The organism is Streptomyces sp. DSM 40750 (assembly GCF_024612035.1).
Classification (GTDB): Bacteria; Actinomycetota; Actinomycetes; order Streptomycetales; family Streptomycetaceae; genus Streptomyces.
On the sequence record NZ_CP102513.1, the window covers coordinates 4,497,857 to 4,512,167 of the forward strand.

Below are 14,311 nucleotides of genomic sequence, written 5' to 3' on the forward strand. Positions count from 1 at the left end.
GGCGGAGCGTCCTTACCCCGACATCTCCGCCTCGAAGCGGCTCTGGGCCCGATCGAGTGCGTCGTCGGCGTCGCATCCGTGGGCTCTCACCCAGTGCAGTAGGTCCGCGATCAGAGCACTCACCGACTCCTCGGCAACAGCCCTGGTGAGAGCGCTGGACCTCGCTGTCTGCGGCAGCCTTGCTGTCCCGTACAGCCCGAGAATCGCCTCGGCTCTGGCGACGGGCACGCCTCCCGTGTGCCCGTCGCTGGAGGTCAGCCCCGTGGCTAGCTCGCACCATGTCACCTTCCAGTCGGCATGAGGTTGGACACCCCATCGCGCGGCGACGGCATTGACCAGAGCCATGCCTCTGCCGGACTCAGCCTCGGTTGCGGCGTCTGTGATGTCGATGAGAGTGGGCAGGGCTCGGGTGTCGGGGTCATGGACCTCGATCCGTAGATGGGTTCCGTTCATGGAGACAGCAAGCGTGATGGGGGTTCCGGCGCCCACGTGGTTGATGACGTTGGACACGAGCTCGCTGACGCAGAGTTGGGCAGCATCGATGACTTCATGGAGTCCCCAGAGGCCCAAGTGAAGCCGCATGATCCGCCGGAGGGCTGCCACCTCCTCCGCCTCGGCTACGAAAGGCAGGTTCCAGGGTTTCCTTGGCACGCCTGCGATGCAGTCCATCGTTCAACTCCTCTACTTGCAGTACTGGTTGCGATCGGCGCTTCCCCGCATACAGAGAGTTGCACTGGAACTCTCAAAATGGAACTCTCATCCCTGAGTGACGGGGGCACGCCTCGCATCGCACGCCCCCGGCGCGCACCGCGTTGCGAACGCAGGCAAGGAAGCCCCAGGATCTGACGGTTCGAGTTGAAAGGCCCGGAGCATGGCAGTTGGCCCCACCACCCGCAGGCGCCAGTTGGGTGCCGATCTGCGTCGCCTTCGCGAGCTCAAGGGGCTCACTCTTGAGGAAGCAGGCGCCCGAGTCGGCGTTTCCAAGGCAACGCTGAGCCGCTACGAGACCAAGGAAGGCTCGGTCAAATGGCCTACCGTGGACGCCCTTTGCCGCGAGTACGACACTTCCGATGAGGAGCGTCTGGCTCTGGTCGAACTGGCCAAAGCCGCCAAAGTCCAAGGCTGGTGGCGATCACTTGCCGACCCCATCCCCGACTCCATGAACCTCATGCTCACTCTGGAGGACGAGGTAGAACGGGAGGACCACTACGCCTGCATGTTCATCCCAGGCCTGCTCCAGACCCGCGACTACGCCGAAGCCGTCCATCGCGCCTCCGAAAAACAGTGCCCCGAGCGGGAAGTACAGCACATGGTCGACATCCGCATGAAGCGACAGGAGCTCCTTCAGCGGGAAGACCCGCCGCGCATCTGGTGCGTGATCGACGAGGGCGCTGTCCGGCGCACGGTCGGCGGACCGGACGTCATGAACGCACAGCTCCGACACCTGCTCACCCTGGCAGAGCTCCCCCACATCACCGTCCAAGTCCTCCCCTTCTCAACGGGAGCTCATGCAGCCGCCGTTGGAAGCTTCCTCATCTTGGGCGGCCAGACTCCCGATCTTGATGTGGTGTACGTAGATCTCATCGGCGGAGGTGTCTTCATGGAGAAGCCCCAAGAACTGGAGCGGTATAAGTTGGCGTTTCAGTACCTAAAGGCACAGGCACTCGACCTTGAGTCCACCACCCAACTGATCCACCGCATAAACAAGGAGTCATGATGCCCACTCGGTCCGAGCCTCAGTGGTTCAAGTCCTCTTACAGCGGGGGCAGTGGGACCGAGTGCGTGGAGACCGCCCGTGTAGAGGACGGCATGGCGGTACGAGACAGCAAAGACACGTCCCGACCGGAGTTGTCCTTCAGCGTCGCCTCCTGGTCTGACTTCATAGCCGGCATAGAGACGGCTGCTCTCTGAAGCATGAGGGCGCGGCCTCCAGAGTCCACACAGAGGACCAGCGCCGGCCGCCCGCCCGCTTCGACGAGATCCTTGCCAAAGCGGGCGCCTACCCCAGGCTCGTACAGACTTAGGCAAGCCAGCAGATCAGCGGCGGCATGGGCCTCCTCACCGCCTGCCACTCGGCACCGCCCTCGGCATCCTGCGTCCTCGACGACCGTTCCGTGGCACACCTCCTCAACTCACTCGGACTGTCGGTCGCGGATACGGCGGCAGCCCTGACTACGCGGTACGAGCGCCTGCTCCGGTCGTCGCTGCGGAGCGGGACCAGCAAGGGGTAAGAGCCGTGCACCGGCGCATAAGCAGAACTGCGGCAGATCCAGGCGACGCGGCGACATGCCCGCGGGCGTCGGCGAGTGACCAGAGGACTACATATCCGCCGTGAACAAGCCATTTTGAAGCAAGGAAGGTCTTGTTCACTTGACCCAGCACAACCGCTCGGGAAGCGTCCCGACGCAAGAACCCGCAACCGCCTTGAAACGGGAGGGCACCATGGCCCTAGAGTTCGTCGGAATCGACCCGGAAACCACTGGAGGCGGCTCGCCGTCGGTCTGGGTGGACGAGGAGACGGCCGACCTCATCCTCCAGGGTGAAGAGGCCGACAAGCTGCTGAAGGCCCAGGTGAGCGAGACGGAGTGGGTCGCCGGACACGACACGGGAATTCCCGCACATGAGACGGTGATTCGCATCCCCGCCCGCATGGTGCCGATTCTGAGGGAGGCGTGTGATGTCGCAGAGCAGCGTGCCGGACTTCGCTGAGCTGCTGCGGTCCGCCCAACACACCGCTGTCCACCTGGAGATGCGCGACGTCTACAGCGTCGGCAACGAAAAGGACAGCTTCGAGGACTTCCTGCGGACTGGTCGGACCAACCTGGACGCCGATTCGCCGTTCTGGCAGGGCTGGACACCCTTGGTGCGCGAAACCGTCGCCCGGGGCGTCCAGATGCGGCGGGCCCGGATCATCTCCGAGCCGGTGACCGATTACATCCGGTGGGAGCACGCCTTGACCCCGGTCAACATCGCCGTCGGTGAACAGGTTCGCTGGCTCCCCCGCCGTCTCGCCTCCGATATCGCCCTGCCTGGAAACGACCTGTGGCTGATCGACGACCGGCGAGTGATGTTCCACTGGTTCACCGGTGATGGCGATTGGGCAGGGCACGAGTTCAACGATGACCACGACGTGGTGAAGATGGTCCTTGCCGCTTTCGAGACTGTGTGGGAGCGCGCCATCGACCACGAGAAGTTCCCCCTCTGATCCCCCGAGCACGGCTCCATGCCCGCCTCCCCTTCCTCCAGCGCCCAAGCGGCACGTGAAGCCCTCGCTAAGCGCTTGCAGCACCTTCGTCAGGACGCCGGCCTCACCGGGAAGGAGCTTTCCGCCAGGTGCGGCTGGCATCCGGCGAAGACGACCCGCATCCAGAAGGGCGAGGCCGCACCCTCCGACGCTGACATCAGGGCGTGGTGTGTGGCCTGTAGTGCAGAGGGCCAGGCAGAAGATCTGATCGCCACGGCACGGGCGGTCGACTCCATGTATGTGGAATGGCGGCGCATCCACAGAAACGGCATGCGCAAGGTCCAGGAGGACTTCTACACCCTCCATGAGCAAGCAGCCATGTGCCGCGTCTACTCTTCCAACGCCGTTCCCGGTTTCTTCCAGACCGCCGACTTCGCCACCGCCCTCATGCAGTCGATCACCGACTTCCAGGGAACACCCAACGACGTCGCCGAGGCCGTTGCCGCCCGTCTCGCCCGTAGTCGGTTCCTGTATGAGGGAGGTCACCGCTTCGTTGTGCTACTCGAGGAATGGGTTCTGCGCTCGCGGATCGGCGACCGGGAAACGATGACCAACCAGCTTCGGCACCTGCTCGCAGTCCTGCCGCTGCCCTCGGTCTCGCTCGGTGTGATCCCCTTCACTGCCCAGCGCATCATCTGGCCCCTGGAGGCGTTCTACATCTTCGACGACGCCCACGCGGTCGTGGAGACCCTGACCGCCGAGATCAACATCAGACAGCCTCGTGAAATCGCCGACTACCGCAAGGCGTTCGCCGAACTTGCGCAGATGGCCGTCTACGGCGACCACGCCCGCGCCCTCATCAACTCGGCTGCCAGCGCCCTCGGATGACATTCCGCAATAACTCGCAATTTCGTTGAGCCCGATCTCACGGCCTCCGTACGGTCGTTGACGTCGCCGAAGGACCCAAGCTTCCCGCGCCGGCGGCAGTGGAGGAGAGGCCCAACCCCCGCGCCCCGTAGCCGGACTGGGCCGTCCCATCGGAGGGATTACCCGTGACGACGACCGCCGCCAGACCCACCTCGATCGGCGCGCCTGCATACAGCGAGACAATGCCGTGCGAGCCAGAATCCGCACGTCGTGCGCGCCTGCTCATCAGTGCCGCCCTCAACACCTGGGGCATAGGAGACCTGGTGGACACGGCCACGCTGATCGTCTCCGAACTCGTCGGCAACTCCGTCCAGCACACTCCGTGCAGTCTGCTCCGCGTCACCGTCAGCCGACCCGCACCGCACCGCGTGAGAGTCGCGGTCATCGACAAATCGCGCACCGTCCCCGACATGACCACCCCCGTCGACGACGCCGAAGAAGGGCGCGGTCTGTTCCTCATTGACGTGCTGAGCGACCGGTGGGGCTGCGACCGGCACAGCTGGGGCAAGACGGTCTGGGCGGAACTGGAGAGCACGCGTGCTGTCGCTGCGACTGCTTTCCGAGGATGAACTGGACGACGCCCCGGCCCAGTGCATCGAGTTGACGGTGCTTCGACGTGGTGGTGACACGACCACTGTGACATCGCTGCGCCTGACGCCATCCGACCTCGTCCGGCTGCAGATCGAGGCCGACGTGGCTCTGCGCGTGGCATCTACGCGGAGGTCCTCCGCGTAGATGCCACGCGGCGTCAGCTCCTCGGCCGCTGGTTCGAGGAGGGCCGGGCGGCCGTCGACTCGCTGCCCCCTGACGTGGCACTTCTGGCCCGCGTCCTGGAGGGCCTCCGCACCTCCCTGTAACCCACAAGCTCCCGGCCGACAACCGAAGGACAGCACCGGCCGGGAAACGGCGGCGGCGGACTTCCCCCAAAGTGCCCCGGCGCCATGCACAGCCCAGCTCCAACGACAGAACCCGGCCGGACATGGCCGGGAGAACCGAAGAGGAAGGAGCACGAGGTGGCAGAGAGCATGACACCGCCGCCGGACCCGAGCGGCCTCTTGGTGGCAGTAGAGGAACTGTCCGCCGTCCACGACCGGTACGACAGCCTGCGGTCCGACAACGCCGGGAGTTCCGGCGATGCTCCGTGGCCGGGCGGTGACGGCAACCTCACCGACATCGAGTAGCACCGGGCGGCGGGGGTCCGCACGGTCCGCCGTACCGGCCCCCGCCGCAGCTACGTCACGTCGTCGAACTCATGAAGAGGCAGTGATGGAACATCAGTTGATCAATGCCATCGAGACGGCTCTCGGGTGGAGCGGAGCGGACGAACTCGGCAACGGCTTCGTGCGGGGCAGCATGGACGATCCCGCCCTCGTCTCCCGCATTCTGACCCCGAACCATCTGCTCGACATCGCCATGCGCAGAAGTCTGGACCGCCCGCAGTTCCGGTGCTTCCAGAAAGGCGAGGAAGTCCATCCGGCCATCTACTACACCGACACCGTCAGCCCTCGAGGGCAGAGCATCCCCATGGTCAACATGCGCAGCCTGGGCAGGCTACTGGGGGAAGGCGCGACGCTCATCCTCGACCAGATCAACGTCTTCGACCCGACGATGGAAGTCGCGTGTAGGGCGTTGCAGTGGTGGTCACACGAGCGGGTGCAGGTCAACGCGTACCTGACGACGAACGACGCCGCAGGCTTCCCGCTGCACTGGGACGACCACGACGTGCTGATCGTCCAGCTCGCTGGTGAGAAGGAGTGGGAAGTACGCGGAACCTCACGCAAAGTTCCCATGTACCGCGACTCCGACCCCAACAACACCCCGACCGAAGAGATCGTCTGGACCGGTGTCATGAAGACCGGCGATGTGATGCACATCCCCCGAGGCCACTGGCACCAGGCGACCCGCAACGGCCAGGGATCAGGGAAGAGCCTTCACGTCACGTTCGGAATCACCAAGCGCACAGGAGCAAGCTGGCTCGCATGGCTCGGGGATTGGTGCCGCGAGCACGAGATCTTCCGGCACGACCTCGACCGCGTACGGGGGAGCGACACTCAATCCCTTACCGAGGCCGCCGTCCGGCTGATCGACGAGCGCTCCCCGGCCGACTTCCTGGCCGCGTACGAGCAGGCGACTGCACTCCCCCGGCACGTGCCGTTCCTCGACATCCTGAGTCCGCTCCACGCCGTGGTGTGCACCACTCACTTCCCTCCCCAGATCCGGGAGAACGGCGTGAGCGTCGACATCGTGGCCTCAGGGAAGAAGATCACCTTCGCGGTCAAGGCCGTGCCCGCCCTGCGTTTGCTGCTGAGTGGCAGGCCGGTCCTGCTGGATCAGGCAGCGTCCGTCGTCGGGGCTGAGGTGGCAGCGGTCGCCGAGATCCTGGTGAAGGAGGAAATGTGCGCGGCGCTGACCCCCGAGTTGTTCTCGGGTTACACCGGTCTCGTCACGAACGCCGTCTCCTGACCGGAGCACTGGACGTCGGCGTCACGGCTATCGACACCAGCGCCAACTATTTCGGCTTCCGCTCGCATGAGGTCTTGGCACAGACGGCAAGCGATCTGCTGCCGAAGTTCGCACTCTCCACAAAGGTGGGCTATTTCCCCAGGCCAGACCGGGTGGAACACTCTCTGGACCCTGCTCGGCTGTTCTCGGCCGTAGAACGAGCGGCCAAGGATCTCGGACGAGAGCCGGACGTGGTCTTTCTACACAACCCGGAACAGTCGCTCCAAGAGGCCGCCCCATGCAACCTGGATGTGCTGGCCTTGGCATGTGCTGCGCTCGCCGATTCCACGGCAAAGGGAATGTGCGGGGCCTGGGGCATCGCATCCTGGGACCCGTCATCACTGCCTGAGTTGATCGAGGCGACCACGCCGAAGCCGTCCACCCTCATGGTCCGTGCCGGCCTGCTGGTCGGCATGAAGACACTCGACGCCTCAGATGCCCTCACTGAAGCGTTCGGGATGAGCTCCGGCATGGTGTGGGGCATGAGTCCCTTCGGAGGCAACGCGGGCGCCACCGTGTGGGACAGGATCGACGCCCGCGTCTTCCTACGAGGCAGCGCCGCACTTTCCCGCGTACAAGTGGCCTTCCGGGCCGCCTACCACCTCCCCCAAGTCGGCACCATTGCCGTGGGCACCGACGACCCCGCCCATCTGGGCGAACTGATCGGTGCCTTGGCTGGCGAGGTCGATGAGCAGGTGATCCACCAGTACCGATGCCTGCTTCGAGACCGGTCGCGTGGTCAGCCCTGCTGAAGCTCCGCGACGATCTGCTCCGCCATGCGACGCGCGGGCTCCAGCCGAGGGTCCTCGGGGTGCGCGCCCGGCCCGAGGATCTTTGAGCACACGAACAGCGTCATGAGCTTGCCGTCCCGGCTCTCGAAGTCACGGCGCCGCTCTTGCCGTACGCGATCGGCCAGAGCCGGAACGGCGAGCGAGCTTCCCCACAGCGACGCAGAGTCCAGCCCTCGCGGTGCGTTCCCCCAGTCCTCCCAGTCGAAGAGACAGAATGTCGGCGCGGTGACGTTGGCCCAGTTCAGATCCGCGTGGGCCGGCACCCACCGCTCAACGGTCGTGTCGAGGTCGGCAGTGAACGCGCCACGGATGGACTCGGTGACGAGGGCCTGCGTGATGGTGACGGTGTCCGGCGTGGCAATACGCCTCGTGTCCTGAGCCGCGAGCGCGGACATCGACGAGTTGAACGCCTGCCACCACTCCTTCGGCAGCTCCGGGTCTTCGCTCAGTACGGCGGTGCCGATCGGCGTCCCCGGCAGAAGCTCGGTCTCGTCGGCCCGCCACATCACCGGTTCATACGCGTCCCGCCAGACCACACAGCCCTGCCAGGCAGGCTGGGCAATGCCCTCCAGACGCGCAGCGCATTCGTTCCCGTTCCAACCCTGGACGCCGATCTTGTCCAAGCGCCGCCTCTCGATACGCACCCACGTATCACGGTCCGTCCGTGCCCCGACCGACCGGCGCTTCCGTACCACGGTGTCTCGGTTCAAACGTGCCTGAAGCGACTGCTCCACGCGCTCGAGAACGGCATCAACCGACTCAACGCGTAGATCGACGGCTCGAGTCGTAGAGGCAGGGAGCGTCATACGCGCGACCGTAACATCGGGAGAACCATGACGTAGCCGTACCTGCGCAAGGCCGAAGCCCTGTCGCGCGACAGAGATCACCGGAGGGCCGGTACGGCACTCAGCTGTGCCGCTTCCCTCCGGGACCGCCACACATGGAGAAAAACCCGGACTGGCTCGATTAGTTCGGCGAGGCGCAGCTGAAGTCGACCGAAGGAAACTCATAAGTCCGTTCCGACCGTCCGTGAGTTCCGCGAGCGGCTTCAGGCGACGCTGCCCGTCGCGGCCTGATCAATATGGCGTCGCTCACTACGGACGCGAGCATGTACGACACTCCTCGTAGGACAGCGGAAATCAAGGAGCAGACGATCGTGAGCGCACAGCATACGGAAACACCCGTTCCTGCACTGTTGCCGTTGAGGACCATCGGCGATATTCGCGCGGCCCTGCGATCCGGGCGCGGCTTCCCGGGCGACCAGGAGTCCTTCGAAGCGGACCTTCAGCATGCGCTGGAGTCGTCGTCGGAAACCGACCTGAACGCCGTCGCGGCGGTGATGGTCGACTACCGGGGCAGGATCCGTCTCTATCAGGACCCGGACTTCGACATCGCGGTACAGGAAGGCAACGACCTCACAGCACGTCTGAAGCAGGGGGCCCAAGACCAGTGAGCGGTGTGATCACTGCCGTAACAGTGCGGGCGGCTCAATGGGCGAAGGTTCTCGGGGCCTAGCAGGAGCTGGAAGCAGTGCGGCAGGAACTGGAACAGGTTCCGCGCCTGGGAGTGCTCCTCGGGCCACCGCGGCAGGACGGAACCGAAGTCCGCAAGACCAAGCCCCCGTCAAGCAGAAGTAGACACTAACCACATCGCATCGTCTCCAACGGCCGTTTCGTGGCCGCCGCCTTGGCCGACCGCGCCGTGAGCAGGACTGGCGGCTCAGCTGTCCTGTCATCGGTATGCAGCAAGTGATCGGGGGGCCAAGTTCGTCGCAGCCCTCCTGCGACGCGGCCCATCCCCAACCCCCGCGAGATAACGCCCTGTTGCCCTATTCTTTCGTCGTTGCGGGGCGGGGTCGGCAACGGGTAGACCGTGGGTAATAAGTCGTCTGCGACGGTTCGTCCATGCCATGACGTCCTACGGCACCTCGACGGCGGAGACACGGTACTTGCTCACGTCCGCATCCCGAATCGCAGCCGCCTGCTCCGGGTCGGGTCCGGTGTCGCGGAACTTCGCAAGGTCGGCGTCCGACTGCCACCGCTCGTACACATTGATGCGATCCGCCTCGATCGGGTCGGCGGCCAGTACGAAGTCCAGACATCCCGCAGCAGCCCTCGCCTGTTCGACCACGTGGTCGCATCCGGCCAGATAGGCGTCACGGGTAGCGGGATCGACGTACAGCTTGCCTGCCACAATGATCACGGTCGTCCTCCTCAAGGCCCCGAGCGGGCGCTGTTGCACTGTTCTTCCCATCAAGGACCTACACAGGGCCCAGAACTCATCGGCCCGACGCGCTGTCGAGTGCGGGCCGATGCCGCGGGATGCCAGTAGGGGGACCTGAAGACCACCGCGTGGTCAGCTCAAGGCCGCTGCGTGGTCAACCGCCGGGAAGTAGGCGGGTCTCGGCCGTGGCGGGGAGGGGCTTGGCCCACCAGTGGTCGTAGCGGCGGTAGGGGGTGGGATCGCGGTCGGCGAGGAATGTCCGCAGGGCGGCGGCTTCCTCGGACAGGGCTTTCCAGACGTGGGCGGGGAGGGAGTGGAAGGCCGTGGCCTCGATCGCTTCGCCGAGTGGGCGCCAGATGCCTGCCACGTAGCCGTCGACCAGGAGAGTCGGGAGGACGTCGCCGTTCACTCGGGTCACGTGTTTGCGGTACTCGGGTGGGAGGAGGCGGCCGCGGTCGGCGTAGGCGAGGAGGGGGCTGTCCCACATGGCCATCAGACGGGGTGGGGCGGGGGTGTCCTCGGGCGGGCGGGGAAATTCGGGGAGGTCGTAGAGCGGTTCCTTGCCTTCGGAGGGCTGGAGTACCTCCAGTTCGTCCTCGTCCGTGAGTGCCTGGATCGCCGCTCTGACGCGGGGGCGGTGGACCAGGGCGAACTGGGCCATGTCCGCCACCGTGGCCGGGCCGAAGCCCTCCAGGTAGCGGCGGATCAGGGTTTTCAGGCCCTCGGCGGCGGCTTCCGGGTCCGTGAGGGAGGGGGCTGTGGGGGCGGTGACGTACGACTGGCGGGTGTTGAAGGACCAGGGGGTGCCGGTCGGGGAGTGCCAGAGAGGGGCGTACTGGCGGAGGAGGCGGTGGGCGCTGGTGTCTAGGGGGGTGCCCAGGTGGTTCTCCAGCCAGGTCTTGAGTTCGGCGGCGGTGCGGGGGCGGGCCTCGGCGTACTTCAGGAGGGGTGGGAGGACGGCGTCGGCGTCGGCGGGGGTCAGGCCGGAGGCCCTGAAGCGGGGGTCGCCGAGGCGGGAGCCTCGGAGGGTGGGTTCCATCGCCGCGCGGAAGGGGGCGTAGTCGTCGGCGTGGACGGTGTGGAGGGTGATCCGCATCAGGGTCGATCTGACCAGGCGGTGGTCGGTGAGGGCCGTGTCCAGGGTCGTCGGGTCGAAGGGGGACAGGCGGTTCCACAGGGCGATGTACGGGGAGGCCGGCTGCTGGGCCTGCAGGGCCACCACTCGCCGTACGGCCTCTACCACGTCCAACGGCTCGCGGGCGAGGAGGAGTTGGCGGGCGAGTGTGGCGCGGTTGAGGGCGCGGGCGGTGAGCTTCAGGGTCCCCATGGCGTCATTCTCGCGGCTCGGTGGCGGTCCGTCGCGTTCGGCCATCTGGACGAAGACGAAGACGAAGACGAAGAGGAAGAGGAAGAGGGGCGACGGGGTGACGGAGGCCGGGGGTTCGGGCGGGCCCGCGTTCTACCGCTGTGAGCAGGTCGGGGTGTGGTTCGGGCCGAGCGGGTGCGGCGGTGTCGCCTCACGTCGGGATGGGGTGGACGCGTCACCTGGGTATACGGATGTGTCACCTGGGTGTGACGACGGACGACCACAGGCCCTGCCCTACGCGGAGGTAGGGCAGGGCCTGTGCGAGGCAGGGGCGCGACTCGCTACGTCGTCGTCGCCTCGCCCTTCGTCAGCAGCCACTCCTCGTGCAGTGCGCCGAGTGGGATCTTCGTCTGGAAGATCGGGGTGCCGAAGATGGAGAGCTGGAGATTCAGCGTGCCGGTGAGGTCGATGCCGCCGTAGAGGGCCCAGGAGCCCTTCGCCGAACCCGTACCGTCCGCCGAGCCCTCGGCCGTCGCGTCGGCCTCCGCCCGCAGGTACGGGGCGACGTCGGCGGTGACTCCGACCGTGCCGTAGAGGCCGACCGTCGCCTCGGCGCCCATCGCGGCCTTGACGTCACCGACGGCGGTGACCGTCGTCTTCAGGGGCTCGCCGGTCATGTGGGACTCGCTCACGCCGGTCCAGCCCTTGGACCAGGTGAAGTTGCCGCCCACCTTGAAGTCGCCCTTGAGGTCCTGCTCGACGTCGACCGTCACGCGGCCGTCGGCGTCCACCTGGAAGTAGCAGACGAGGTCCAGGTTGACGACGATCGGGACCGGGCCGACCTGGATGACGGGGTCGGCGTGCAGTTCGGCGAAGGGGATACGGATCGGCTCGGCGCCGGTCGAGCCGGCCGCGCGGCCCTTCAGCGACCACTGGGACGCCCAGTCGCCGGTCAGGCCCAGGAACGCGCCGCCGGGCGAGGAGCCCGTGCCGGACCCGGAACCGTCGTACGAGAAGGCGACCTCGGGGGCGAGTTGGACGAAGCCCTCGACCGACGCGGCGGCCGAGGCGGGAGCGCCCTCGGCGGTCTCCACGGCGGCGCCCACGTCGATCCGCAGGCTGCCGAGCGGGAGCTTCGCACCCTCGGGACCGAAGCTGAGGTCGCCGGTCTTCGCCCAGGAGACCTTCACGCCCTCGACGAGCGGGTCGACCTCCATGGTGGACGGGTCCACGGGGACCGTGCCGTCCGCCTCGCTCTCCCCGAGGACGGAGTTGAGCTTGGCCGGCTCCGTCTCGACCGTCGTACCGCCGTCCTCCGCGGTCTCGACGACCTCCGTCACCTCGGCCAGCAGACCGTCGGGGGCGCCGGGGGCGGGGGCGCTGGCTATGACGTCGCCTACGGCTACGGCCGCTTTCGGCTTCGCGCCGGTGTCCTGCGAGGTGCCGGAGTTCGCGTCCGGGGTCGCGTCCGCGTCCGATTCGGAGTCCGAGTCGGGGGCCTGGGAGGCCGTCTTCGAGGGGGTCGCCGATGGCTTGGCGCCCGAAATGGCCGGTGCCGAGATGACCGCCCGGCCGCTCTTCTTGTCGTACGACGCGACCTTGAGCGTCGACTTCTCGGCCTTGCCCTGGTCGGCCGCGTTCGCGTCGGCGACGGCGGTGGGGGTGGCGTCGCCACTCGGGGCGGACACCACGGCGAGTTGTTCCTCGGCCGCCGCGGGCTCGGGGGTCTCGGCCGTCGTTGCGGCCGCCTTGTCGGCGCTGGACGGGGAGTTGGTGGAGCAGCCGGTGACCAGCAGCGTCGCGACGGTGATCGCCGACAGTGCCGACACCAGGGCATGCCTTCTGAGCTTGTACACGTGTGTCCTCGGGAGCGGTGATTGGGGGGTGCGCTTCAGGAGGGATGAGGTGAGAGACGAGAGGTGGGAGACCAGAGATGGGAGAGGAGACCAGAGGTGGGAGGTGAGAGTGAGAGGTCAGAAATGACAGACGGCAGGGGTGAGGTGACACCTGGCGGTGGAGGGCGGGCCGTGGCGGCACAGCTGTCCCATGACAGCGCGCACAGCGGTTACCCCCCAGTAGCCATGCATGAGCATGCCAGGCCTGCGGAGGTGTCGCGGCCCACTTCCCCCACGTCCCGACGGTGACGTGGCTCACACACCCGTACGGATCAACTGCCGCCAACTACAAGGGAATTGATGAATTCGGCCATCGCCGCGTGGAGGCGGTTCGGCTGGTCCAGGTGTACGTCGTGGCCCGCGTCCTCGATGACGGTGAGGTCGGTCCTGGTGCCCGGGGGCCGGGAGATCGGCATCCTGGCGGCGTCGGCCGCCGGCATGGTGCCCCGGTCGCCGCGTACGACCAGGGTGGGGCAGGTGGTGGCGGCCCACTCGGGGGCGTACGACGTTTCGGCCAACTCCTCGATCGCGGCGAGCAACGTGGCGCGGTCCGCTCGGGGGTGCCAGCCGTCGGGGCGCTGTTCGAGGTTGTGGGACCAGCTCTCATGGCCGAAGAAGTCGGCTGCCCCGGAAGGGGAGTTGAAGGGAGTGGGCCAGCTGTCCATCCAGCCGGCGATGTGGGCGGGAAGGGCGGGTTCGGGGTCGCCCGGGCCCGCCTCGATCAGGATCAGGGAGGGGAACAGGTCCGGGTGGGCGGCCGCGGCGAGGAAGGCCGTGTGGCCGCCGAGGGACTGACCCACGACGGTCAGCGGGGGCTGCCCCGGGGCAGCCAGGCCGAGGGTCTGGATCACCGTCACCGCGTCCCGTACGCAGGCCGCCCGGGTCATGTCCGCCGGGCGGCGGGTGCTCGCGCCGTGGCCTCGGGCGTCGTACGTCACCACGCGGTGGCCGTCCGCCAGGAGCAGCGGCAGCAGGTCGTCCCACTCCCCCAGGTGGCCGGCCAGGCCGTGCAGGAGGAGCAGTGTGCGGTCGTACGCGTGGGGCGGGGGCGGGGTGTGGTCGCGAAGGGCGAGGTCGACGCCGTCCGGGGTGGTGAGGTAGGCGGTGAGGGTGGAGGCCATCGGCCGATGCTGTCATGTCATCCGGTCCGGAGTGCGGGGCCTCGGGACCGGGACGCCGGGGCCGACGGAGCGGGATGCCGGGGTCGGCGGCTCGGTCCCGCCCCGGTCCGGCTCGGTCCCGCCCCGGTCCGGCTCGGTCCCGCCCCGGTCCCGCCCCGGTCCCGCCCCGGTCGGGCCCAGTCCCGCCCCGGCCCGGTCCCGCCCCCGGCCGCTGTGGGCGTCGCCCACAGAACGCGCGCATGGTGTGCACGTCCCCTGGAGGCGGGCTGAAGGCAGGCCGCAGGCGGGCGTGTTGGGCGCCACTCGGGGTAGCGGATCAGCAACGCATGATCACGAGAGAGGGGCCGGGGTCGGCGTCGCCG

At 67.3% G+C, this 14,311-nt stretch carries 16 protein-coding genes; 10 read left to right on the forward strand and 6 right to left on the reverse strand.

What is annotated here, in order from left to right; all coding sequences use genetic code 11:
* Window positions 1-12: 12 nt before the first annotated feature.
* Window positions 13-669, reverse strand: a complete 657-nt coding sequence (locus tag JIX55_RS20175) for an ATP-binding protein (protein ID WP_257564702.1) — start codon at window positions 667-669, stop codon at window positions 13-15.
* 202 nt (window positions 670-871) lie between these two features.
* On the opposite strand from JIX55_RS20175, the gene JIX55_RS20180 reads away from it, so the two are divergent.
* The 9 genes from JIX55_RS20180 to JIX55_RS20220 all read left to right on the forward strand — a co-directional run bounded on the left by JIX55_RS20180 (window position 872) and on the right by JIX55_RS20220 (window position 7,365).
* A complete protein-coding gene (locus JIX55_RS20180) occupies window positions 872-1,717 on the forward strand; it encodes a helix-turn-helix domain-containing protein (RefSeq protein WP_257564703.1) in 846 nt (281 codons plus the stop codon).
* Window positions 1,717-1,911, forward strand: coding sequence for a DUF397 domain-containing protein (locus JIX55_RS20185; protein ID WP_257569401.1), 195 nt, complete (start codon window positions 1,717-1,719; stop codon window positions 1,909-1,911). Before JIX55_RS20180 ends, JIX55_RS20185 begins: the two co-directional genes overlap by 1 nt.
* 531 nt (window positions 1,912-2,442) lie before the next feature.
* Window positions 2,443-2,709, forward strand: coding sequence for a hypothetical protein (locus JIX55_RS20190; RefSeq protein ID WP_257569402.1), 267 nt, complete (start codon window positions 2,443-2,445; stop codon window positions 2,707-2,709).
* Window positions 2,678-3,205: a DUF6879 family protein gene (locus JIX55_RS20195; protein ID WP_257564704.1), complete on the forward strand. Its 528-nt coding sequence runs from the start codon at window positions 2,678-2,680 to the stop codon at window positions 3,203-3,205. Before JIX55_RS20190 ends, JIX55_RS20195 begins: the two co-directional genes overlap by 32 nt.
* Before the next feature lie 18 nt (window positions 3,206-3,223).
* Entirely contained in the window at window positions 3,224-4,072 is an 849-nt protein-coding gene (locus tag JIX55_RS20200) for a helix-turn-helix domain-containing protein (protein WP_257564705.1), read from the forward strand.
* A 164-nt stretch (window positions 4,073-4,236) separates the two neighbouring features.
* Complete coding sequence (locus tag JIX55_RS20205; protein WP_257564706.1) at window positions 4,237-4,680, forward strand: ATP-binding protein; 444 nt, start codon at window positions 4,237-4,239, stop codon at window positions 4,678-4,680.
* 444 nt (window positions 4,681-5,124) lie between these two features.
* Window positions 5,125-5,292, forward strand: coding sequence for a hypothetical protein (locus JIX55_RS20210; RefSeq protein WP_257564707.1), 168 nt, complete (start codon window positions 5,125-5,127; stop codon window positions 5,290-5,292).
* Window positions 5,293-5,377: 85 nt separating this feature from the next.
* The gene (locus tag JIX55_RS20215) at window positions 5,378-6,574 is read left to right on the forward strand and encodes a cupin domain-containing protein (protein ID WP_257564708.1); all 1,197 of its coding nucleotides are present in this window, start codon (window positions 5,378-5,380) and stop codon (window positions 6,572-6,574) included.
* Entirely contained in the window at window positions 6,508-7,365 is an 858-nt protein-coding gene (locus JIX55_RS20220; protein ID WP_257564709.1) for an aldo/keto reductase, read from the forward strand. The genes JIX55_RS20215 and JIX55_RS20220 overlap by 67 nt, the downstream gene beginning before the upstream one ends.
* Here JIX55_RS20220 and JIX55_RS20225 read toward each other — a convergent pair.
* Complete coding sequence (locus tag JIX55_RS20225; RefSeq protein ID WP_257564710.1) at window positions 7,353-8,210, reverse strand: hypothetical protein; 858 nt, start codon at window positions 8,208-8,210, stop codon at window positions 7,353-7,355. The genes JIX55_RS20220 and JIX55_RS20225 overlap by 13 nt on opposite strands.
* A gap of 350 nt (window positions 8,211-8,560) precedes the next feature.
* On the opposite strand from JIX55_RS20225, the gene JIX55_RS20235 reads away from it, so the two are divergent.
* Window positions 8,561-8,857, forward strand: coding sequence for a hypothetical protein (locus JIX55_RS20235; protein ID WP_257564711.1), 297 nt, complete (start codon window positions 8,561-8,563; stop codon window positions 8,855-8,857).
* Window positions 8,858-9,321: 464 nt separating this feature from the next.
* On the opposite strand, the gene JIX55_RS20240 is transcribed toward JIX55_RS20235, so the two are convergent.
* From JIX55_RS20240 to JIX55_RS20255, 4 genes are all read right to left on the reverse strand, one after another.
* Complete coding sequence (locus JIX55_RS20240; RefSeq protein WP_257564712.1) at window positions 9,322-9,606, reverse strand: putative quinol monooxygenase; 285 nt, start codon at window positions 9,604-9,606, stop codon at window positions 9,322-9,324.
* 175 nt (window positions 9,607-9,781) lie between these two features.
* Complete coding sequence (locus JIX55_RS20245; RefSeq protein ID WP_257564713.1) at window positions 9,782-10,954, reverse strand: winged helix DNA-binding domain-containing protein; 1,173 nt, start codon at window positions 10,952-10,954, stop codon at window positions 9,782-9,784.
* A gap of 320 nt (window positions 10,955-11,274) precedes the next feature.
* The gene (locus tag JIX55_RS20250; protein WP_257564714.1) at window positions 11,275-12,789 is read right to left on the reverse strand and encodes a hypothetical protein; all 1,515 of its coding nucleotides are present in this window, start codon (window positions 12,787-12,789) and stop codon (window positions 11,275-11,277) included.
* Between the two features lie 311 nt (window positions 12,790-13,100).
* Window positions 13,101-13,949: an alpha/beta fold hydrolase gene (locus JIX55_RS20255; RefSeq protein ID WP_257564715.1), complete on the reverse strand. Its 849-nt coding sequence runs from the start codon at window positions 13,947-13,949 to the stop codon at window positions 13,101-13,103.
* Between the last annotated feature and the right edge of the window lie 362 nt (window positions 13,950-14,311).

Coding starts and splice junctions, on each gene's coding strand:
- JIX55_RS20255 (WP_257564715.1), bottom strand. CDS start 13,949: ATGGCCTCCACCCTCACCGCCTACCTCACCACCCCGGACGGCGTCGAC.
- JIX55_RS20225 (WP_257564710.1), bottom strand. CDS start 8,210: ATGACGCTCCCTGCCTCTACGACTCGAGCCGTCGATCTACGCGTTGAG.
- JIX55_RS20195 (WP_257564704.1), top strand. CDS start 2,678: ATGTCGCAGAGCAGCGTGCCGGACTTCGCTGAGCTGCTGCGGTCCGCC.
- JIX55_RS20175 (WP_257564702.1), bottom strand. CDS start 669: ATGGACTGCATCGCAGGCGTGCCAAGGAAACCCTGGAACCTGCCTTTC.
- JIX55_RS20215 (WP_257564708.1), top strand. CDS start 5,378: ATGGAACATCAGTTGATCAATGCCATCGAGACGGCTCTCGGGTGGAGC.
- JIX55_RS20190 (WP_257569402.1), top strand. CDS start 2,443: ATGGCCCTAGAGTTCGTCGGAATCGACCCGGAAACCACTGGAGGCGGC.
- JIX55_RS20200 (WP_257564705.1), top strand. CDS start 3,224: ATGCCCGCCTCCCCTTCCTCCAGCGCCCAAGCGGCACGTGAAGCCCTC.
- JIX55_RS20245 (WP_257564713.1), bottom strand. CDS start 10,954: ATGGGGACCCTGAAGCTCACCGCCCGCGCCCTCAACCGCGCCACACTC.
- JIX55_RS20185 (WP_257569401.1), top strand. CDS start 1,717: ATGCCCACTCGGTCCGAGCCTCAGTGGTTCAAGTCCTCTTACAGCGGG.
- JIX55_RS20180 (WP_257564703.1), top strand. CDS start 872: ATGGCAGTTGGCCCCACCACCCGCAGGCGCCAGTTGGGTGCCGATCTG.